The sequence below is a fragment of the Epibacterium sp. Ofav1-8 genome, assembly GCF_022348185.1.
Lineage (GTDB): Bacteria > Pseudomonadota > Alphaproteobacteria > Rhodobacterales > Rhodobacteraceae > Epibacterium.
The window spans coordinates 112,452-133,310 of record NZ_JAKRFD010000001.1 but is presented as its reverse complement, the minus strand read 5'-3'; the positions used below and the strand labels follow the sequence as shown (position 1 = coordinate 133,310).

The 20,859-nt window shown below is 65.6% G+C and carries 14 protein-coding genes; 4 read left to right on the top strand and 10 right to left on the bottom strand.

The genetic code is table 11. The features are described from left to right. Window positions 1-2,514 (top strand): ATP-binding protein, encoded by a 2,514-nt coding sequence (locus MHM97_RS00585; protein WP_239318555.1) that lies wholly within the window; start codon window positions 1-3, stop codon window positions 2,512-2,514. Window positions 2,515-2,617: 103 nt separating this feature from the next. Here MHM97_RS00585 and MHM97_RS00580 read toward each other — a convergent pair whose 3' ends face one another. Continuing rightward, window positions 2,618-5,407, bottom strand: a complete 2,790-nt coding sequence (locus MHM97_RS00580) for a bifunctional aconitate hydratase 2/2-methylisocitrate dehydratase (protein ID WP_239318553.1) — start codon at window positions 5,405-5,407, stop codon at window positions 2,618-2,620. Between the two features lie 389 nt (window positions 5,408-5,796). Here MHM97_RS00580 and MHM97_RS00575 point away from each other — a divergent pair, with 389 nt between their 5' ends. After that, window positions 5,797-6,297: a CHAP domain-containing protein gene (locus MHM97_RS00575; RefSeq protein ID WP_239318551.1), complete on the top strand. Its 501-nt coding sequence runs from the start codon at window positions 5,797-5,799 to the stop codon at window positions 6,295-6,297. A 59-nt stretch (window positions 6,298-6,356) separates the two neighbouring features. Here the strand turns inward: MHM97_RS00575 and MHM97_RS00570 are convergent, their stop codons facing one another. The 4 genes from MHM97_RS00570 to MHM97_RS00555 form a co-directional block, all read right to left on the bottom strand. Beyond that, window positions 6,357-7,271, bottom strand: a complete 915-nt coding sequence (locus tag MHM97_RS00570) for a LysR substrate-binding domain-containing protein (RefSeq protein ID WP_239318549.1) — start codon at window positions 7,269-7,271, stop codon at window positions 6,357-6,359. Window positions 7,272-7,395: 124 nt separating this feature from the next. Next, window positions 7,396-8,880 carry an aldehyde dehydrogenase family protein gene (locus MHM97_RS00565; protein ID WP_239318547.1) on the bottom strand — a complete coding sequence of 495 codons (1,485 nt, stop codon included), beginning with the start codon at window positions 8,878-8,880 and terminating at the stop codon, window positions 7,396-7,398. Next, window positions 8,877-10,052 (bottom strand): mandelate racemase/muconate lactonizing enzyme family protein, encoded by a 1,176-nt coding sequence (locus MHM97_RS00560; protein ID WP_239318541.1) that lies wholly within the window; start codon window positions 10,050-10,052, stop codon window positions 8,877-8,879. The genes MHM97_RS00565 and MHM97_RS00560 overlap by 4 nt, the downstream gene beginning before the upstream one ends. Beyond that, complete coding sequence (locus MHM97_RS00555; protein ID WP_239318539.1) at window positions 10,049-11,659, bottom strand: GMC family oxidoreductase; 1,611 nt, start codon at window positions 11,657-11,659, stop codon at window positions 10,049-10,051. The genes MHM97_RS00560 and MHM97_RS00555 overlap by 4 nt, the downstream gene beginning before the upstream one ends. Before the next feature lie 119 nt (window positions 11,660-11,778). Between MHM97_RS00555 and MHM97_RS00550 the strand changes: the two genes are divergently transcribed. Then, window positions 11,779-12,675, top strand: a complete 897-nt coding sequence (locus MHM97_RS00550) for a LysR substrate-binding domain-containing protein (RefSeq protein ID WP_239318538.1) — start codon at window positions 11,779-11,781, stop codon at window positions 12,673-12,675. Between the two features lie 188 nt (window positions 12,676-12,863). Then, window positions 12,864-14,393 carry an AMP-binding protein gene (locus tag MHM97_RS00545; RefSeq protein WP_239318537.1) on the top strand — a complete coding sequence of 510 codons (1,530 nt, stop codon included), beginning with the start codon at window positions 12,864-12,866 and terminating at the stop codon, window positions 14,391-14,393. 53 nt (window positions 14,394-14,446) lie between these two features. Here the strand turns inward: MHM97_RS00545 and iolB are convergent, their stop codons facing one another. The 5 genes from iolB to MHM97_RS00520 all read right to left on the bottom strand — a co-directional run bounded on the left by iolB (window position 14,447) and on the right by MHM97_RS00520 (window position 20,853). Next, window positions 14,447-15,253 (bottom strand): 5-deoxy-glucuronate isomerase, encoded by an 807-nt coding sequence (gene iolB / locus MHM97_RS00540; RefSeq protein WP_239318536.1) that lies wholly within the window; start codon window positions 15,251-15,253, stop codon window positions 14,447-14,449. A 32-nt stretch (window positions 15,254-15,285) separates the two neighbouring features. Further along, window positions 15,286-16,191 (bottom strand): myo-inosose-2 dehydratase, encoded by a 906-nt coding sequence (gene iolE / locus MHM97_RS00535; RefSeq protein ID WP_239318535.1) that lies wholly within the window; start codon window positions 16,189-16,191, stop codon window positions 15,286-15,288. A 101-nt stretch (window positions 16,192-16,292) separates the two neighbouring features. After that, the gene (gene iolD / locus MHM97_RS00530) at window positions 16,293-18,122 is read right to left on the bottom strand and encodes a 3D-(3,5/4)-trihydroxycyclohexane-1,2-dione acylhydrolase (decyclizing) (protein WP_239318534.1); all 1,830 of its coding nucleotides are present in this window, start codon (window positions 18,120-18,122) and stop codon (window positions 16,293-16,295) included. Next, complete coding sequence (locus MHM97_RS00525) at window positions 18,119-20,032, bottom strand: bifunctional 5-dehydro-2-deoxygluconokinase/5-dehydro-2-deoxyphosphogluconate aldolase (RefSeq protein ID WP_239318533.1); 1,914 nt, start codon at window positions 20,030-20,032, stop codon at window positions 18,119-18,121. Before MHM97_RS00525 ends, iolD begins: the two co-directional genes overlap by 4 nt. Further along, window positions 20,032-20,853 (bottom strand): ATP-binding cassette domain-containing protein, encoded by an 822-nt coding sequence (locus tag MHM97_RS00520; RefSeq protein ID WP_225263604.1) that lies wholly within the window; start codon window positions 20,851-20,853, stop codon window positions 20,032-20,034. The genes MHM97_RS00525 and MHM97_RS00520 overlap by 1 nt, the downstream gene beginning before the upstream one ends. Between the last annotated feature and the right edge of the window lie 6 nt (window positions 20,854-20,859).

Below are 20,859 nucleotides of genomic sequence, written 5' to 3'. Positions count from 1 at the left end.
GTGATCTCCGGCCTCTCCCGTCTCAGCGTCCGGGTCCGGCTCTCTGCCGCGATCGCGGTCCTGTTCGGGCTGATCCTGCTGGTCAGCCTGATCGGCATGCGGGTGCTGAACCGGACCGAACTGTGGATGAACGTGCTTCATCAGGACACGCTTGCCGAGGTCTCCGATGCGCTGGACCTGTCGCGCGAGGCTGCCGAGCTGGCGACCTCGGCGCCGTTTCTCTATGCGCTGTTCCCGCCGTTCCAGCTGGAGCAGGAGGCACAGAGCGTGCGCGACAACCTGGCCCAGATCGCCCGGCATGCCGCGGCCGATCCGGCCCTTGATCTGCCGCTGGCCCGCCTCAGCCTGGCCATTGACGACCTGACCACGGCGCTGGTGCCGCAGGCGGCGCGCAAGGCGGATCTGACGGCGATCGACCGCGACATGCAGCGCCTGAACAGCCGGGTCCGGCGGCGGTCCGGCGACAGGGCGCTGCCGCTGGCGGAGCGCGAGGTCTGGGCCGAACTGCAACAGCTGACCGCCAGCGCCATCAGCGCCGGGCGCGCCGAAGCGCTGATCGAGCTGGGCGAATTCACCCGGCGGTATCGGACGGTGCGCGACCGGGTCGAGGCACAGCTGCTACCGGTTCACCAGCCGACCTTTGACGAGATCCAGACCGCGCTCCGGCGCAGCGACACGCTGTTTGCCCTGAAACATCGCGAGATTGCCGCGCAGCTGGATGCCGAAAACGCCCTGTTCCGCATTCGCCAGGAAACCGCGCGCATTTCCACCTATGCCGAAGGCAAGGTCGCGCAGGCCGAGGCCCGGTTGAGTCAGGCCCGCGCCGAGACCTCCGACAACCTGGGCCTGGCCAAGAATTCCTTTCTGGCGCTGACCCTGGCCAGCCTGCTGGTCGCGATCACCTCCTCGGCCTATGTGTCGCGCTATGTGGCCCGCAACCTGCGCCGGATCGCCGATGCGATGCGCCGACTTGCCGCCGGGGACCATCGCAGCGACCTGCCGCGCGCCCGGGTCTCTGACGACGAGATCGGCCAGCTGTTTGCCGCCTTTCAGGTGTTCCGCGAGAATGCCCGCAAGCTCGACCGCCGCACCAGCGAGATCCGGCGCCAGAACGCGCTGTTTTCCCGGGTGTTCCGCAACATCAAGGACGGTGTCGCCATAACCGCCCCACATGGCGGCATCGAGGCGGAGAACGACAATCTGCGGGCGCTGTTGCGGCTGCCGCCAGCGGACATGACGCCGGGGACGGAAACCACCGAGACCATGCAGGCGCTGATCGAACGCTCCGCCTTCGCCCGGCAGACAGGCCCCGGCGACCGTGGCGGGTTCGAGGAATTCACCGATGCCTCCGGCCACGTGCTGGAGCTGCGCCACTCGCCGCTGCCGGATGGCGGCACGGTCTGGCTGCTGTCGGAAACCACCGAACGCAAACGCATCGACGAACGGCTCGAAGAGATCCGCCGGGTCGAAACGCTGGGCAAGGTGACCGGCGAGGTCGCGCATGATTTTGGCAATATCCTGTCCAGCATCTCGGGCAACCTGCACCTGCTGGAAACCGCAGACCCCGATCAGGCGGGCCATTTCCGGGCCCGTATCGGGTCGGCGGTCGATCTGGGCGTGTCGCTGACGGAGCGGTTGCTGGCCTTTGCCCGCAAGCAGCATCTGGAACCGCAGGTGACCGATGTGGGCCTGCTGATGACCGGCATGGCCGACCTGCTGGAAATGGCGCTGCCCGAACGCGTCGCGCTGGAGTTCGATGTGCCCGAGACACCCGTTCTGGCCCTGGTGGACCCGGGCCAGCTGGAAAGCGCCGTATTGAATCTTTGCGTCAACGCCGGGCAGGCGATCGCCGAGACCGGCAGCATCCGGGTTGCCGTGGAGCAGGACCGGGACGGCGGCGCGGAGGTGACGATCCGCGACAGCGGATGCGGCATGGCGCCCGAGGTCCTGCGGCGGGCGACGGAGCCGTTTTTCACCCACCGCGATGATGGCAGCGGCACCGGTCTGGGATTGTCGATGGTCGACGGGTTTGTGCACCAGTCCGGCGGTCAGCTTCTGCTCCACTCGCGCACATCGGGGGAGGATCAGGGCACCACGATCACCCTGCGGTTTCCGCCGCTTGCCGACGCCCCGACCTCCGCCGATCCGCCATCAGGCGCGCGCCGGGCGCTGGTTGTGGATGACGACCCCACCGCATTGGCCGCCGCGGCGCAGGCGCTGGAGGACCTCGGTTTTGAGGTTGCCCGCGCCGGAAGCCATGCCGCCGGACTGTTGGACGTGCAGCGGCGTTCGGATCTGGATCTGGTGCTCAGCGACCTCAACCTGGAGGATGGCGCATCGGGTTGGGACATCCTGCGCAGTGCCCGCGACCGGCACGCCGGATGCCAGCTTGTGCTCATGTCCACCCGCAAGGTCGCCCGCCCCCCGCGCGAACTTGCCGATGTCGCTGGCTTGGCGGTGATCGGCAAGCCGGTGACCCTGGCCCGGCTGCGCGAGGTGATCGTGGCGGGATGAGCCCGCTGGCCAGAGATCGCAAACACCCGGTGACCGGATGCAGAAAGGGCGGCCTGGTCTCCCACGCCGCCCTTGACTGTTGCGCCCGTTGCGGTGCTACGCCTTAGAAATGTACCGAGTTCGTCCCGGCTGGCGCTGCCAGCGGCGGTGCGAATTTGGTCAGGTCGATGCCGTCGACGGCGGATTTGTACTCCTCCAGCGTCGGGGTGCGGCCCAGCACGGCCGAGAGCACCACAACCGGTGTCGAGGCCAGCAGCGACTCGCCCTTCTTGGTGTCGGAATCGGCCACGACCCGGCCCTGGAACAGGCGTGTGGAGGTCGCCAGCACGGTGTCCCCCTTGGCCGCCTTTTCCTGGTTGCCCATGCAGAGGTTACAGCCCGGGCGCTCCAGATAGAGGATGTTCTCGTATTCGGTGCGCGCCTTGCTCTTGGGCATGAAGTCATCGAATTCAAAGCCGGAGTAGCGTTGCAGGATCTCCCAGTCGCCCTCTTCCTTCATCTCGTCGATGATGTTGTAGGTCGGCGCAGCGACCACCAGCGGTGCCTTGAACTCGACCTTGCCGTTGGCCTTTTCGATGTTCTTCAGCATCTGCGCGACGATCTTCATGTCGCCCTTGTGCACCATGCAGGAGCCCACAAAGCCGAGATCGACCTTCTTTTCCGCCTGGTAGAAGGAAATCGGACGGATGGTGTCATGGGTATAGCGCTTGGACACATCGGGGTTGTTCACGTCCGGGTCGGCGATCATCGGCTCGTTGATCGCGTCCAGGTCGACCACCACCTCGGCATAATACTTGGCGTTGTCATCGGGCCGCAGCGCGGGCTTTTCGCCGGATTTGATCTGGGCGATCCGGGTTTCGGCGATGTCGATCAGGCCCTGGAGCATCCCGGCCTCATTGTCCATGCCCTTGTCGATCATGATCTGGATGCGGTGCTTGGCCACTTCGAGGGATTCGATCAGCGTCTCGTCTTCGGAAATGCAGATCGAGGCCTTGGCCTTCATCTCGGCGGTCCAGTCGGTGAAGGTGAAGGCCTGATCGGCCAGCAGCGTTCCGATGTGGACCTCGATGATGCGGCCCTGAAACACGTTGTCGCCGCATTGCTGCAACATCTGCGCCTGGGTGGCGTGCACCACATCGCGGAAATCCATGTGGTCGGCCATCTTGCCCTTGAAGGTGACCTTGACGGATTCCGGGATCGGCATGGTCGCCTCGCCGGTTGCCAGGGCCAGCGCAACGGTGCCGGAGTCGGCGCCAAACGCCACGCCCTTGGACATCCGCGTGTGGCTGTCGCCGCCGATGATGATCGCCCAGTCATCCACCGTGATGTCGTTGAGCACCTTGTGGATCACATCCGTCATGGCGTGGTATTCGCCCTTCGGATCGCGCGCGGTGATGAGACCGAACTTGTGCATGAAGGCCATCAGACGCGGCGTGTTGGCCTGGGCCTTGGCATCCCAGACCGATGCGGTGTGACAACCCGACTGATAGGCACCGTCGACCGAGGGCGACAGAACCGTGGCCGCCATCGCCTCCAACTCCTGGCTGGTCATCAGCCCGGTGGTGTCCTGGCTGCCGACGATGTTCACGCGGACCCGCACATCGGAGCCGGCGTGCAGCTTTTTGCCCGGGGTGGAGCCGCGCGCATTGGCGTTGAAGATCTTCTCGACCGCAGTCAGGCCCTGACCCTCGTGGGAGATCTCCTGCGAGGCGGCAAAGACCGCCGGTGCCTCGACCCCCAGCGTTTCGGCCGCAAAGGCCTGCAACATCTTGCCAAACACGATCGCGTAGGAGCTGCCGGCCTTCATGAACTCGGTCTTCTGCGGCGTGAAGGCAGAGGAGACATCGACCAGTTCCTCGCCCTCTTCGCTCAGCAGGGTCTTGGTCTTGGTGTTGATCCGCAGCACGGTGCCGGTCTCGACCGAGTATTTCTGTTCGAGGATCGGGTTGCCGTCGTTGTTCAGGATCGGCTTGCCGTCGCTGTCGACCTTCTTGACCCAGTTCTTCAGGTCGAGGCCGATACCGCCGGTCACACCCACGGTGGTCAGAAAGATCGGCGAGATGCCGTTGGTGCCCGCCACGATCGGGGCGTAGTTGACGAAGGGCACATAGGGGCTGGCCTGTTTGCCGGTCCAGAGCGCCACGTTGTTCACACCGGACATCCGCGAGGAGCCGACGCCCATGGTGCCCTTTTCGGCGATCAGCATGACCCGCTTGTCGGGGTGCTGGAGTTTGAGCGCCTCGATTTCCTTCTGCGCCGCTTCGGAAATCATGCATTTGCCGTGCAGTTCCCGGTCCGACCGCGAGTGCGCCTGATTGCCCGGCGACAGCAGGTCGGTGGAGATATCGCCCTCGGCAGCGATATAGGTGACGACCTTGATCTCCTCGTCGATGTCGGGAAGCTTGGTGAAGAACTCCGCCTTGAGGTAGCTTTCCAAGAGGTCGCGGGCGATCGGATTGCCGGCCTTGTAGGCAGCTTCGATCCGGGCGGTGTCCGCTTCGTAGAGGAACACCTGGGTTTTCAGCACCTCTGCCGCCTGTTCGGCGATCGCCGCATCCTCGCCCAGCGCCAGATCAAGCAGCACCTCGACCGAGGGGCCGCCCTTCATGTGCGAGAGCAGCTCAAACGCGAAATCCGGCGTGATTTCCGCCACTTCGGCCTGACCCAGGATGATCTCCTTCAGGAACCGCGCCTTCACACCCGCAGCGCTGGTTGTACCGGGCAGGGTGTTGTAGATGAAGAAATGCAGGGAGTCGGCGCGATGCGCATGCCCCGGCTCCTTGATCTGCGAGATCAGCTCCTCCACCAGCGCGCCATCGTCAATCGGCTTCGGGCTCAGGCCCTGCGCCTTGCGGGTGCCGATCTCATCCAGGTAGTCAGTGTACAAGCTCATGTCTATCTCGCTGCGTTTGGTATCCGAACTGGCTTGAACGACGACGCGCGCCGCCAGGGACGCGCGCCGAATCAAGTCGCTTGGTATACCTATGTATGCAGATTGCCTCCCCCTCGCAAGCTGCCGCAAAGCGCAAATGCATCCTATCCGGCGCCGCCGGACCCGGTGTCCGGCCCGTGGAAAACAGGCAATATCGCGCGATGCGCGCCCGGGGGCGGCGCGGCAAAGCCTCCAGACCCCGGAACCTAGGCGGTTTTTTGCCTGCCCGGCACCGCAGGGTTGGCAGACACGGATTTCTGACAGAATGTTTCGCGCAATCACGAAACCGAAAAAAGATCCTTGGGACATTGTTGAAACGCTACGCTGGCGCGCCCCGCCTGAACCCCTGTTTGAGTGTGCTTTTGCTTGTTGCGACGCTGGCTGTGACCGCCTGCGGAACGCGGCCGGACAGCGGTAGCCAGATCGACCCGCTGCGGCGCGACTTTGCCATGCGCGAAGCGGAATCCCTGCGCGCCCGAGGGGCACGGGTCTGGTGCGTGCCCTTTGCGCGCAATCTCTCCGGTGTCGAGATCCGCGGCAATGCCCGCACCTGGTGGGGACAGGCACAGAGCGCGTTTGACGTCGGCAGCTCCCCCAGCGTCGGCGCGGTCATGGCATTCAGCGCCACCCGGTCGATGCCGCTGGGCCATGTGGCGGTGGTGTCCGAACTGGTGAACGAGCGGATGCTGCGGGTGGATCACGCCAATTGGCACCGCAATAAGGTGTCGCTGGGCATGGCGGTTGTCGATGTGTCGGAAAACAACGACTGGTCCAAGGTGCGGCTGGAGAGCAATCCCGGAGCCTTTGGCAGCGTCTACCCCATCAACGGTTTCATCCGTCCCAACCTCTGACCGCTGTCCCGCGCCCCGAGCGACTACGCCGGGGGTGCGCCCAGGCTGGATATGCGCCCCTAGATCAGATCGGGGGTTTCCGCTGCCTGTGTCCGCAGCCAGTCAAGGAAGACCTGCACCGCCTCCCGCCGGTCGCTGCCGGGGGCCGCGCGCAGGTGATAGCCGCTGGCCTGCGGCAGGGGTCTGCTCCCGGCGACACAGAGCTGCCCGGTGCGCAGCAGATCCCCGGCCACCGAACGCCAGCCCAGCATGACCCCCTCGCCGGTCAATGCGGTCTGGACCGCCTGCACGTAGTTGCTGAAGCGCAGCCGGCATTGCAGGGCGGGCTTTGCATGGCCCAGCTGCCGGAAGTAACTCTCCCAGCCGGGCCAGTCCGGGCCGGTTCCCGAGACATGGATCAACCGCTGCCGCGCCAGCGCCTCGGGGCCGGAGAAGGCCCCGGCGCACTCCAGGTAGCGCGGCGCGCAGACCGGCGCGATGGTTTCGCGAAACAACAGGACCCAGCCGTCCTGAGTCCAGCCGCCATCGCCGTAGCGGATCGCCACATCCGTCCCCGGCTGCACCCCCGGCGCGCCCTGAAACGTGGCCATCACATTCACCGTGATCTCGGGATGGGCGACACTGAAGGCGTTCAGGCGCGGCATCAGCCAATAGGTGGCAAACCCGAGATTGCAGGACAGGGTGACGGTATCGGTGCCCTGCCCGGCGCGGCGCAGTTCTTCGACCACCTCGGCCAGCCGTCCCAGCGTGTCGAAACAGGCCCGGTGCAGCAACGCGCCTTCCTCGGTCAGTTGCATCGGGCGGCAGGAGCGATCCAGCAGCGGCACCTGCACGAAGTCCTCCAGCTGCCGGATCGACTGGCTGACGGCAGACTGCGAGATGCCCGCCTCGGCTGCGGCATGGGTCATGCTCCGACTGCGGGCGACCGCATCAAACAGCTTCAGGCTTTGCAAGGGCGGCACTTGGCTCCACATGCGGCATCCCCTCTTCCATCGGGCCCTCTGTCAGTGGATCGGGCCGAAACACGCATGTGCCCCGGCCCCCGCCCCTGACCGACACCGCCCGGACCCTCCGGGCGGGTATCTGTGCTCCGGCGCGCTAGACCGACAGCGTGATCGCCTTTGCCCGGGTATAGGCATCGAGACCTTCGAGACCCTTTTCCCGGCCAAAACCCGATTTACGGTTGCCGCCAAAGGGCAGTTCGATGCCGCCGGCCCAATAGTCATTGACCGTAACCTGACCGGCGTCAATCCGGCGTGACAGGCGCAGCGCGGTTGAAATGTCCCGGGTGTAGATCCCGGCGGCCAGGGCAAAATCGGTGCCATTGGCCAGCGCGATCGCCTGATCCTCATCCTCAAAGACCTGCACGCCAAGCACCGGCCCAAAGATCTCCTGCTGGATCGCCGGATCCTCCGCCGGCAGCCGGTCCAGGATCGTCGGTTCAAAGAACCAGCCGGTGCCGGTGTCGGGATCGCAGGCGGGGTTGCCACCGCAGAGGATCTCTGCCCCGCGGGCGCGGGCACTGTCGAGATGGGCGGTGATGGCGGCCAGGTGGCGGTCCGAGTTCACCGCCCCCATGTCGGCGTTGCGCAGCCCATGCCCGAACCGCAGCGCCTGCGCCTTGGCGACCAGCCGCTCCAGCACCGGCGCGTGCAGGTCGCGGTGGATCACCAGACGCGAACCCGCAGAACAGATCTGGCCCGCATTGGAGAAGATCGCCCAGAGTGCGCCCTCGGCCACCGCCTCGGGGTCGGCATCGGCGCAGGCCACCAGCGGGGATTTTCCGCCCAGCTCCAGCGTCAGGCCGGTGACATTCGGCGCCACCGCCTGCATCACGCCGACGCCGGTTGCCACCGAGCCGGTAAAGGTCACGTGGCGCACGCGCGGATCCTGGACCAGCGGCGCGCCGGCCTCCTGGCCCGTGCCCGTCACCACATTCACCACCCCCGCCGGAACCCCGGCGCGGATCAGCAGTTCGGCAATCATCAGCGCCGTATAGGGCGTGGTCTCTGCCGGTTTCACCACCGCCGAGCATCCCGCCGCCAGCGCCGGGGCAATGCCCCGCACCAGGGTCGAGGTCGGATAGTTCCACGGCACGATATGGGCGGTGACCCCCACCGGTTCGCGCAGGGTGAAGGCAGCATTGTCATTGCCCAGATTGACGCTGCGCCCGTCGAGCTTGTCCGCGGCACCGGCGTAATATTCGAACAACCGGGCAGAGCCCGCGATGTCGCCCTGCGCCTCGGCCAGCGTCTTGCCGCTGTCGAGGCTCTCGACAACCGCCAGCCGGTCCGCCTCCGCCCGTATCAGCCGCGCCACCTCCATCAGGATGGCGCAGCGCTGCGCCGGCGGTGTCTCGCGCCAGATCGCAAAGCCTCGGGTGGCGCTGCGCACCGCGTGGTCCACATCCGCCGCCGTGCCCGCGGCAAAATCGCCAAAGGGCACCGCGCGCCCGGGGTCGTAGCTTTGCATCCGGGCCCCGCCTGCGGGGGACACGAATTGCCCGTCGATGAAGTGATCGCGGGGCAGGTCCGGCAGGGTGCCGGTGGCAAAATAGGTCGAAATCAGGTGATCGGCAGTCATTGGCCGTCCTCGCTGCATGTGTAGGTGGATTTGGCGAGCCACTCGGGACAGATCTCCACCCCCCAGCCGGGGGCATCGGAGACCTGCGCCTGACCGTCGGAGATCTGATAGGGATCAGTCACGAACAGCTCGCGTTGCCAGGGGTAGTAGTCGTCCCCCTCGATGGAGAATTCCAGATAGCGGCCCGGATTGGGCACCGCGCGCAAAAGATGCATGGTGAAGAGCGTCACCAGCGACAGGTTGGCCGCATGCGGCGTGCAGGGCAGCCCCGCCGCGTGGCCCATGCGCGCCACATCCATGCTGCGCACCATGCCGCCAAGATAGAGGATATCCGGCTGGATGATGTCGACCACGCGGTTCTCGATCATGCGTTTCCAGTGCTGGAGATCGCAGTCCTGCTCTCCGCCCGCCACATCGATGCTCAGAGCGCGGGTGACCTCCTGCGTCTGCTCCTGCTCCCAATAGGGGCAGGGTTCCTCGAAATGCTCATAGCCGTTGGCCTCCAGCATGCGCCCGACCTCGATCGCGCGGGCGGGGCTGAAGCCGGAATTGCCATCGACCAGAAGCGCGGCCTCCGGTCCCATGGCCTGGCGCAGGGCGGGGATGATCGCCTCGGTGCGGCCCTCCCATTCATCCCGGTCCTGCCCGCATTCGGCGCCGACCCGGACCTTGAAGGCATCAAACCCGTATGCATCGCGCAGCCGCTGCATGCGTTCAGCCTCCGCCTCGGGGGTGATGTCGCGCCGCATCGAGGAGGCATAGGCCCGCACCGGACCGCTCGATCCGCCCAAAAGCTCCGCCACCGGTTTGCCCTGCGCCTTGCCGCGCCAGTCCCAGACCGCCGTATCCAGCCCCGCCATCGCCCGGCGCAGGTAGGTGCCGGGGAATTTATGTTCGCGCAGCGGGATCTCGGCGATCACCGCCTCCAGCGCATCCATGCCCCGGCCGAGCGCCCAGGGGGCCACCTGGCGGTGCAGGATCTCGCAGGTCAGGTCGCTGTTGTAGGTCGAGACCTGCCCCCAGCCCTGGGTGCCATCCTCGGCGGTGACACGGACAAAGCCGATCAGCGGCGCGCAGAAGGTCTCGATCCGGGTGATGCGCGGGCCGGTGTCGGCGTCGCCGCGCGCAAAGGTCACCGGCACCGCGCCGGATGTGGAATAAGGCGTGCTCATGCATCCTCCAGAATAAGGTCGGCGGCCCGGTGGGCCAGCATCATGGTCGGCGCATTGGTGTTGCCCGAGGTGATATTGGGAAAGACCGACGCATCCACCACCCGCAAGCCCGCCACGCCGTGCACCTTGAGCCGGGGGCAGACCACGGATTGCGCCGCCTCCGTCCCCATGCGGCAGGTGCCGACCGGGTGGAACACGGTGCCGCACCGCGCCCGGAAATCGGCCAGGATCTGTTCCGGCGTCAGGCCGCGCAGGTCCGGCTCCATCGGGCCTTCGATCAGGCGCGTGATGGCGGTGGTCCGGGCCAGGCGCTGGCACAGCAACCCGCCCGCGATGACCTGCGCGCGATCTTCCTCGGTCGCCAGCGAGTTGGGGCGGATGCGCGGCGGCGCCTGCGGGTCGTTGGCGCTGATGTCGATCCGCCCGCGGCTGGTGGGGCGGGTGGGCTGAAACCCGATGATAAAGCCCGCAAAGGGATCCGGCTGCACCACGGTGCGCGTGCCGTTTGGCGTTGTCGTATAGGTCACCGGGTTGAAATAGAGCTGCTGATCCGGCGCACTCAGGCTGGCGCCGGACCGGAAATAGCCGCCGCACTGGTTGACCGACAGCGACAGCGGCCCGCGCCGGGTCAGCGCATATTGCAGCGCCGCGCGGATCTTGCCGTGCAGCGGGCGCAGCTGGTTGTTCAACGTCGGCTCGGTGGCGCGGAAGTAGTAGTTGACGCCGAGGTGGTCCTGAAGATTGCCGCCCACATGCGGCGCATCCAGCAGCGGCGTGATCCCATGGGCGCGCAGCTCCGACGCCGGGCCGATGCCGGAGAGTTGCAGCACCCGTGGCGAGGTCACCGCCCCAGCGGACAGGATGATCTCACGTCCGGCGTGCAGGCTCTGGCAGCGCCCCTTGTGGCGGATCTCGACCGAGGTTGCGCGCCGGCCGTCAAACCCGATCCGTTCCACCAGAGCGCCGGTCATCAGCGTGACATTCTCCCGCTTCAGCGCCGGGCCAAGATAGGCGCGGGCCGAATGCATCCGCCGTCCGCCGCTGGTGTTGATGCGATAGGTCGCCGCCCCTTCATTGCTGTCGCCGTTGATGTCGGCGGTGCGCGGCAGGCGCAACTCCTCTGCCGCGTGGAAGAAATGCCGCGTCGCCGGGTGGATCTGATCCGAGACATCCTGCACATGCAGTGGCCCCTGCCCCTGTCGCGCCCCGCAGGCGCTGACACGGGTCTCCATCTGCTCATAGGTGCTGCGGGCCGCCTGCCAGTTCCAGCCGGTGGCGCCGGCGGCCTCCCAATCGTCAAAATCACGCGGCAGGCCACGGGCGTAGACCAATGCGTTGATGGCGCCGGATCCGCCGACGACCTTGCCGCGCGGCCAGTAGCCCCGGCGTCCGCCCAGGCTGTCCTCGGGATCGGTTTCGTACTTCCAGTTGACCGCCGGATTGAAGAAGGTCTTGCCATAGCCCAGCGGCAGCGCAATCCAGGGGGTGCGGCCACGCCCGCCCGCCTCCAGCACCAATACGCTGTGACGTCCGGAGGCGCTCAGGCGTTCTGCAAGCACACAGCCCGCCGATCCCGCGCCGATGATGATGTAGTCGTAGGTTTTCACGGTCTGGTGCCTGCTCGATGTCGCGTCACAGCACCGTTACAAACCACCCGTCAAAATCCAAAACGAAAAAATATTCGTCATATCCTTAAAAAAATTCGCAGACCTGCTATGGTCCCGCCATGTACAAGGAATTGCCCCCCCTGCCCTGGTTGCGCGCCTTTGATGCAAGTGCGCGGCTCGGGACGTTCACACTGGCCGCCGAAGAGCTGGGCCTGACCCCCTCCGCCGTCAGCTATCAGGTGCGCGGGCTGGAGGCGCATCTGGGCCACATGCTGTTCAGACGAGAGCGCAAATCCCTGTATCTGACCCGCCTGGGTCAGGCCTATCTGCCCGTGGTGAGCAAAGCCTTTGGCGATCTCGAGGCCACCACGTCGAACCTGTTCGGCATGGGCGCGGAGCGGGAGGTGACCCTGCGCTGCCTGAGTTCGCTGAACCTGTTGTGGCTGGTGCCCCGGCTGGCGCACTATCGCGCGCAGCACCCCAACAGCCGCCTGCGGGTCCTGTCGGCCTATTGGGCGGAACTGGCCAGCGGCGAGGATATCGACATCGACATTCGCTATGGGGATGGCAGCTGGTCGGACGGGGAGGTGATCCCGCTGATGCACAACGAGATCATCGCGGTCTGCACGCCGGAGCAACGCGGGGATGGCAGCCTGCAAAGCCTGGCGCAGGGCCCGCTGATCGAAGTGACAGGGGTGATTGACACCTGGCACCATTTCTTTGCCCTGCACGCCCCCGATTGCCCGGTGCCCGCCCCCGCCTACCGGGTCGACCAGTCGCTGATCGCCCTGGAACTGGCGGCGCAGAACCTGGGCGCGGCGCTGATTGCCGATGTCTTTGTCCAGCCCTATCTGGACCGCGGCACGCTGGTGCAGGCCACGGAGCAGAGGCTGCCTGCGCGGCAGGGGCATTATCTGGTGCTGCCGGCGGGGCAGAACCACCAGCGACCGGAGGTCACCGCGCTGATTGAATGGCTGCGCGAGGTGGCGCGCCCTCCGGCCTCCGGCGCCGCCTGAGCCGCCGCGCAGCCTGACCCGCCGCGCAGCCTGGCCTGTTCCACCAGAGCAGAACCGAGCCGCCGCCCGCGCCGGAACAGCATTAGGCGCGGCTCATCATAGCATTAGAAAACGCCCCCTTCTTGGGTCCCCGCCTCCGGTTCTAATGATCCGGCAGCGGACAGGATTGCACGAGGAGGACCCCCGCCATGACCCTCAGAACCACTCTGGGAGACCTGTTGACCGAACGCGCCGCGATGTTTGCGGATCGTCCGTTTGTGACTCAGGCCGAGACCGGGCGCAGCATCACCTATGCGGCGTTTGAACGTCTGACCAATCGCATCGCCCATGGTCTGCTGGCGCAGTTTGGCGCGCAGCTCGGTCATGGCGCGATCCTGCTGGAAAACAGCATCGAATATCTGGCGCTCACCTATGCGCTGAAGAAGATCGACGTGATCGAGGTATCGGTCAACCGGGCCATGCGTGCCGAACCGCTGGCGCGCATGATCAGCCAGACCGGCGCACCGGTGCTGTTCACCTCCGCCGCCCATCTGGAGGCGCTCGACCAGATCCGGGATCAGCTGCCGCATCTGCGTTGCCTGGTGATGATGGATGGCGCGGAGGACGCCCGGCGCCTGTTTCCGCAGCTGGAGGTGCGGGCCTTTGCCAGCCTGTTGTCGCAGGAGACCTCTCATATCACCGCCGCCGCCCGCGACACCGACACCGCCACCATCCTGTTCACCTCCGGCACCACCGGGACCTCCAAGGGCTGCATGCTGTCGCATCGCTATGCGGTGCGCACCGCCGAGAACATGATCGCCCCCTTCCGGGTCACGGAGGCGGATTGTGTCTACGCGCCCTATCCGCTGTCCCACATCGGGGCGGCCTATTACGATATTCTGACCACCCTGATGACCGGCGGGCATGTGATCCTGCGGGACCGGTTCAGCCTGTCGACCTTCTGGACGGACGTGAACGAATACGGCGCCACCTGGTTCATGATGCTGGGATCGGTGCAGCAGCTGTTGTGGGCCAACCCGCCGTCAGAGCTGGAAAAAACCCACCGGATCAGCCGCTGCTGGGCGACGCCCGCGCCGGTGCCCAAGGCGGCGTTTGATGCCCGTTTCAACACCCATCTGATCCCCGGCGGCGGCTATGGCTCTACCGATGCGGGCTGGGTGGTGGTGCCGCAATGGGACCACCCGGGCGGGGTGGTGCTGCCGCATTTCGAGGTGGAGATCCAGGACGATCACGGCGAACGCCTGCCGGCGGGCAGCCCCGGTCACGTGGCGGTCCGCCCCAAGGAGCCCGGCGTGATGGCAGACGGGTATTTCGGCATGCCGGAGCGCACGCTCGACAGTCGCCGCAACCTCTGGTTCCAGACCGGCGACATCGGCCGCATGGATGACCAAGGTCGGTTCTATTTCCTGCATCGCGTCAGCGAGCGCATCCGGGTCCGGGGCGAAATGGTGTCCGGCTACGAGGTCGAAGAAGGCATCCTCAGCCACCCATCGGTGCAGGATTGTGCGGTGATCGCCGTGCCCGGCGCGATGGGAGAAGAGGACATCAAGGCCTTTGTCACCGCGAAGGACGGCCACAGCCTGGATCTGGAGGCGCTGCGCCGCCATTGCGCGGGCCGCATGGCAAAATTCATGGTGCCCTGTGAATTTGTGCCGCTGGAGGAGATGCCGCGCACCCCCACCGGGAAGCCGGAAAAAGGCGTACTGGCCCGCCTCTGAGAAGGGCGGAACACGCACCGCCCGGAGCAGGTCACCCCCGGGCGGTGCCGGGATCAGGCGTCGCGCTCCATGATCCACTCGACCTCTGGTGCGGCGACAAAGCGCCATTTGCGCAAGGGGCCCGCCATGACGTTGAGGTAATACATCTCAAACCCATATGGCGCGCCGCAGGGGTGGTGACCGCGCGGCACCAAGACCACATCGCCATCCGCGACCGCCATGGTCTCATCCAGCTGGCCGTCATCGGTATAGACGCGCTGGACGCCAAAGCCGCTTGCCGGGTTCAGGCGGTGATAATAGGTCTCCTCCAGATAGGTGATCCGGGGGAAATCATCCTCGTCGTGGCGGTGGCTGGGGAAGGACGACCAATGGCCGGCGGGGGTGAAGACCTCGGTGACCAGCAGGCTGTCGCAATAGTCCTCATTCTCCATCGCGATATTGTTGATGTAGCGGGTATTGGTGCCCTTGCCGCGCTCGGTGAGGGTGATGCCCTCGGGGCCGATCCGGCGTGCCGCATGGCCGCCCTTGCCCGGTGCGGAGCAGACCGCGATGGTGCAATCGGTGGTGGCCTCGGCGCTCCAGTCGCTGCCATTGGGCAGATACAGGCAATGGGGCGGGGTTTTCTCAAACACCGACATGCGTTCGCCCAGTTCGCCCCAGTCCTGGCCTGCGCCGGTCAGGTTGGCTTTGCCTTCCACCATCACGAGGATCACCTCGCGGTCGCCGGTGACGTCCGCCACCCTCTCGCCCGCGCGCAGGCGGTGCAGGGCAAAGCCCACGTAGCGCCAGCCTGCACTTTCGGGGGTGATGCGGTGCACCTCGCCATGGGTGCCAAAGGGTTTTTGCAGCAGATCGCTCATGGGTCTTGCCTCCTGTTGTTGGGGCGCGGGGATTAACCCGCAACCTCTAGCCCATAGCGCGCGCAGAGGTCGCGAATGGTCTGATAGCCCAGTTTTGACGCCGCATAGGGCGCGACCTTGGCGGGGTCTTGCTCGGCCTCGACCACGATCCAGCCCTGATAACCCATTTTGGCCAGACGCTCGGTCACGGCGGCAAAATCGATGGACCCTTCGGCATCTCCTGGCACGGTAAAGGCCCCGGCGATGACCGCATCCAGAAAGGACCAGTTCTCGGCGCGGGCCTGTGCGGCGATACTGGCGCGCAGATCCTTGTAGTGGACGTGGTGGATGCGCTCGCCCCATTTTTCGAGCGTGCCCAGCAGATCGCCGCCGCCAAAGACCAAATGGCCGGTGTCATAAAGCAGCGTCACCTCGGGGCTGCTGGCCTCCATCAGCCAGTCGATATCCTCCTGATCCTCGATGAAGGCCCCCATGTGGTGGTGATAGGCCAGAGGCAGGCCCTTGTCGGTCATCCACTTGGCCAGTTCAGAGAGTTTTGCGCCATAGGCGCGGACGTCGTCCCGCGCAAGCTTGGGGCGGTTGTTCACCGGGGTCGTGCGGTCGCCCTGCACGGTGTTGGAGCATTCCGCATAGACCAGACAGGGCGCGCCCAAAGCGGCGAATTGCTCGACCTGCTCTGCGATGGCGGCTTTTTCGGTCTCGACGTCATTCACCAATAGGTTGCCCGAGCACCAGCCACCACAAAGCGAAATGTCGTATTCGTTCAGATACTTGCGCAGCCCTTCGGTGTCCTGGGGCATGCGGCGGCCACGTTCGACCCCGGTATAGCCGATCTCGCGCGCTTCGCTCAGGGCCTGTTCCATCGTGTAGGCGGCGGTGAGGTCGGGCAGGTCGTCGTTCTGCCATGCGATGGGGGAGATGCCGATCTTGACGCTCATGGGCGGTGTCTTTCGTTGAGGGCGCATGTTCGCGCCTGATCCAAAATTGGGGCCTTTCCGACGCGCGGGAGGACGCACCCCGGAAAGGCAGGCCACGGGCGTCAGTTGAGCGCGCGGGCCTTGATCTGTTTTTCATATTCGGCGCGTTTGGCGCGCACCTCGGCCCGCTCGGACACTTCGGGCACTGCCACGTCCCACCAATGGCCGCCATCGGGGGTCGAGGGGTAGGGGTCGGTGTCGATCACCACCACAAACGGTCCTTTGGCGGCTTTGGCGCGGCTCAGGGCCTCTTCCAGCTCTGCGATGCTGCTGACATGTACGGCGGCCGCGCCCATGGACGCGGCATGGGCGGCAAAGTCGATGTTGGACGGCGTCACGTGATGGGAGTGGTCGAGGAGGTTGTTAAACTCTGCCCCGCCGGTGCCCATTTGCAGCCGGTTGATGCAGCCGTAGCCGCGATTGTCGGTGATCACCACGGTCATGTCGATGCCCAGCATCGCCGCCGTCGCCAGTTCCGAGTTGGCCATCATATAGCTGCCGTCGCCGATCATGCAGACCACATCGCGGTCTGGCTGCGCCATCTTGATGCCCATGGCGCCGGCGATCTCATACCCCATGCAGGAATAGCCGTATTCCATGTGATAGGCACCGGGGCGTGGGGCTTTCCAGAGTTTGTGCAGCTCGCCCGGCATGGTGCCCGCCGCGCACATCACCACCGTGTCGGGACCAGAGGCCCGTTGCACCGCGCCGATCACCTGCTGGTCACTCGGCAGTTGGATGTCCTCGCGCGGGGCGGCGGTGAGCGGGTCAACGGCGCTGAACCACGCGTCCTTGAGGGCGGCGGAGGGGGCGGCGAATTGCAGATCGCCAAGCGCCGCGCCCAGCAGCTCCAGCCCGACGCGGGCATCGCAGCAGAGCGGCTCTGCGCCATGTTTCATTGCGTCATAGGCGGCAACATTGAGGGAGACGAGCGTGCGACCCGGGTTTTGGAACAGGTTCCACGAGCCGGTGGTGAAATCCTGAAACCTTGTGCCAACTCCCAGAACCAGATCGGCCCCGGCGCAGACCTCGTTGGCGGAGCCCGCACCGGTCACGCCGACGGGGCCAAGGTTCAGTGGATGATCCCACGCGAGGGCGGATTTGCCGGCCTGGCTTTCGACAACCGGGATTTGATGTGCCTCGGCAAAGCGTTGCAGCGCGGCGCAGGCGTCCGCGTAATGCACGCCACCCCCGGCCACGATCACCGGCGATTTTGCGGCTTTCAGCAGGTCGGCCACCCGCGCCAGCTCGCCCTCATCAGAGCGGGGACGGCGGGTTTGCCAAATGCGCGGCGCAAAGAAGGCCTCGGGCCAGTCATAGGCCTCGGCCTGCACGTCCTGACAGAACGACAGGCAGACCGGGCCGCAGTCTGCCGGGTCGGTCATGGTGCGAAAGGCGCGCGGCAGGGCGGTCAGCAGCTGCTCGGGGCGCATAATGCGGTCGAAATAGCGCGTGACCGGTTTGAAACAGTCATTGGCGCTGGTGGTGCCATCGCCGAAATCCTCGATCTGCTGCAACACCGGGTCGGGGCCTCGGTTGGCAAAGACATCGCCGGGGATCAGCAACAGCGGCAGCCGGTTCACATGCGCCAGCGCCGCCGCCGTCACCATATTGGTGGCACCGGGGCCGATGGAGGAGGTGACCGCCATCGCCCGCTTGCGCGCGGACTGCTTGGCATAGGCAATCGCCGCATGGGCCATGGTCTGCTCATTGTGGCCGCGATAGGTGCGGAATTCTTCGCGCGCGCCATGCAGCGCCTCGCCCAGACCGGCCACATTTCCGTGACCAAAGATCGCCCAGATCCCGGCGAGGAAGGGTTCGCCCTCCTCGTTCAGTTGTGCGGCGATATATTTCACCATCGCCTGCGCTGCGGTTAGCCGGATCGTGCTCATTGTGCCGCCTCCATTGTGCGTGCGCGTGCCTGCGCCCAGACATCGCAAAGCCGGGCGTAATTCTCTGTCATGCGCGCCACGGCGCTGTCATCGTCAATGCGGCCTGCAAACCAGTCGCGGGCCACATCGCCAAAGATCGTCCGCCCCACAGCAAATCCTTTGACCAGCGGGAAGCGCACGGCGAGGGCAAAGCTCTCGCGCAGCTCGTCCTCCGGGGCGTCCAGACCCAGCACCACGATACCACGGGTGCGTTTGTCGTTGCGCTCGATCGCATCGCAGCTTGCGGCCCATGCGGCCTCGGAGCGGAAGGGTTCGAGCTTCCACCAATCGGGGTAGATGCCCGCATCGTACACGCGCTGGATGACATCTGGCGTGGTTTTATCGTCAAAGGGGCCGACCTTGGAGGGGATCACCTCCAGCAGGAATTCAAGCCCGTTGCGGCGGCAGGACTGGAACACGCGGGTGATGGTGGCGATCTGGTCGGCCCACATCGCGTCATCATCGTCGGGATGCGGGAAGCACAGGCATTTGACCACATGTTCGCCGGGCCATTCCTTCAGCCCGCCCGCATCCTCGCCCACCTGAGGTTCCAGCCGCAAGGGGCGAGAGCCGGGCCATTCCACCGGGCGGCCGATCCACAGACCCTGACCCGCTGCGGCATAGAGCGCGCGCGCGCCAAGGCGGCCATCGCAGAGGATGCCGTGACCGGGGCGGCCAGCGGCCTGCATGAGCGCCGCCCTGAGGCAAAGCTCCTTGAACGCGCCGATGCGCTCGGGCGTGGCGCCGTCCATCTCTTCCATCTGCATGCGGTGATCAAAGGCAAAGACCCTCAGATCGTCCCAGTCACGCTTGCGGGTGGTGGACCAGTGTATCTGCTCCAGCGCGGTGTCGTTGCGCAGGGCTTTCTCCACCACGCCGCGCTGGAGGAAGAATTGCAGCTCTTCCCAGCTGGGATAGGCCGGGGTGCAGCCATGACGGCTGACGGCAAAGGCCCCGCAGGCATTGGCGTATTTGAGCGAGGTGGGCCAGTCTTCGCCATCAAGCCAACCCTTCAGAAGACCGGACATGAAGCCATCGCCCGCGCCGAGCACATTAAAGACCTCGATGGGAAAACCAGGGCCGCTTTGGCCGTCGTCCAACCTGTCCGGGATCGCGCCGGTGAAGGCCACCGCGCCATCGGCGCCGCGTTTACATACCAGCGTCGCGCCCGAAACCGCGCGCACGGCGCGCAGTGCCGCGACGGTGTCGGTGGTGCCGCCTGCGATGTGGAATTCCTCTTCGGTGCCGACGATCAGGTCAAACAGATGCAGGGTGGATTGCAGTTTTTCCGTCACCGCTGCTGAGGCAATAAAGCGGTTTTCGCCGTCGCCATGGCCGGATAGCCCCCAGAGGTTGGGGCGGAAATCAATGTCCAGCGCGGTCTGCGCGCCGTGTTTGCGCGCGAAGTCCAGCGCTTTCAACACTGCCGCCTCGGTCTGCGGGTTCGACAGATGGGTGCCGGTGGCGACCACGGCGCGGGCACGGGCAATGAAGCCTTCGTCCACGTCCTGTGCGCTTAGCGCCATATCGGCGCAGTTTTCGCGGTAGAAGATCAGCGGGAACTGGTCCTCATCGCGAATGCCCAGCAGCACCAGCGCGGTCAACCGCTCCGGGTCGGTGAGGACGCCGGTGACGTCGACGCCCTCCTTCTCCAGTTCCTCGCGCAGGAAACGGCCCATATGCTCGTCGCCAACCTTGGTCAGCAGCGCCGAACGCAAGCCCAGACGCGCGGTGCCCGTCGCCATATTGGTGGGGGAGCCACCGACGTATTTCTCGAAACTGCGCATGTCCTCCAGACGGCCACCGACCTGCGCGCCGTAAAGGTCAACGGACGCGCGCCCGATGGTGATGAGGTCCAGATCTTTGGTCATTACACAGTGCCCCCGAGCGAGCCTTCGAGCTGGGCCATTTCCTGACCACCCGCCATCAGATCCTGCAGCTCCTCCGGTGTGATCTGGCCGCGCTGTGCGGTGCCCAGCGTCTTGCCGCGATTGAGCACGGTGAACCGGTCGCCCACGGCCAGCGCATGGCGCACGTTGTGACTGATGAACACCACGCCGACGCCTTGTTTGCGCACCCGGTCAATGGTCGCCAGCACATTCGAGGTCTGCCGCACGCCAAGCGCCGAGGTGGGTTCGTCCAGGATCAGCACCCGCGCGCCGAAATAGACCGCGCGCGCAATCGCCACCGTCTGGCGTTCGCCGCCCGAGAGCGTGCCGACCGCCTGATCGGGGCCGCGCAGGTTGATGCCCATCTTGCGCATCTCCTCCACGGTGGTCTGGTTCATCATCTCGATGTCCATGCGGCGGAAGGGTTTGGAACCTTTGAGCGGCTCTCGTCCCATGAAGAAATTGCGCGTCACACTCATCAGCGGGATCATCGCAAGATCCTGAAACACCGTGGCAATCCCGGCTTCCATCGCATCGCGGGGGCTGTCGAAATTCATCGGTTGCCCGTCGATGGTGATCGCGCCCTTGGTGGGTTTGTGCACGCCCGACATGGTCTTGATAAAGGTGGATTTACCCGCGCCATTGTCGCCAAGCAGACAGTGGCATTCGCCCGGTTTCACATCAAAGCTGACACCGGCAAGCGCGATGATATTGCCGAAGTGCTTCTCGATGTTCTGCATTTCGATGATCGGCTTGGCCGCATCCTGCGGGCTGCCGTGGTGGAAACTCGTGTCTTCGGTCATCTGCTG

Excerpts from the sequence above, each read along its gene's own strand:
- iolE (WP_239318535.1), bottom strand. The coding sequence starts at position 16,191 with ATGAGCGTCAAGATCGGCATCTCCCCCATCGCATGGCAGAACGACGAC.
- MHM97_RS00550 (WP_239318538.1), top strand. The coding sequence starts at position 11,779 with ATGTACAAGGAATTGCCCCCCCTGCCCTGGTTGCGCGCCTTTGATGCA.
- iolD (WP_239318534.1), bottom strand. The coding sequence starts at position 18,122 with ATGAGCACGATCCGGCTAACCGCAGCGCAGGCGATGGTGAAATATATC.
- MHM97_RS00560 (WP_239318541.1), bottom strand. The coding sequence starts at position 10,052 with ATGAGCACGCCTTATTCCACATCCGGCGCGGTGCCGGTGACCTTTGCG.
- MHM97_RS00545 (WP_239318537.1), top strand. The coding sequence starts at position 12,864 with ATGACCCTCAGAACCACTCTGGGAGACCTGTTGACCGAACGCGCCGCG.
- MHM97_RS00565 (WP_239318547.1), bottom strand. The coding sequence starts at position 8,880 with ATGACTGCCGATCACCTGATTTCGACCTATTTTGCCACCGGCACCCTG.
- MHM97_RS00570 (WP_239318549.1), bottom strand. The coding sequence starts at position 7,271 with ATGTGGAGCCAAGTGCCGCCCTTGCAAAGCCTGAAGCTGTTTGATGCG.
- MHM97_RS00580 (WP_239318553.1), bottom strand. The coding sequence starts at position 5,407 with ATGAGCTTGTACACTGACTACCTGGATGAGATCGGCACCCGCAAGGCG.
- MHM97_RS00525 (WP_239318533.1), bottom strand. The coding sequence starts at position 20,032 with ATGACCAAAGATCTGGACCTCATCACCATCGGGCGCGCGTCCGTTGAC.
- MHM97_RS00520 (WP_225263604.1), bottom strand. The coding sequence starts at position 20,853 with ATGACCGAAGACACGAGTTTCCACCACGGCAGCCCGCAGGATGCGGCC.
- iolB (WP_239318536.1), bottom strand. The coding sequence starts at position 15,253 with ATGAGCGATCTGCTGCAAAAACCCTTTGGCACCCATGGCGAGGTGCAC.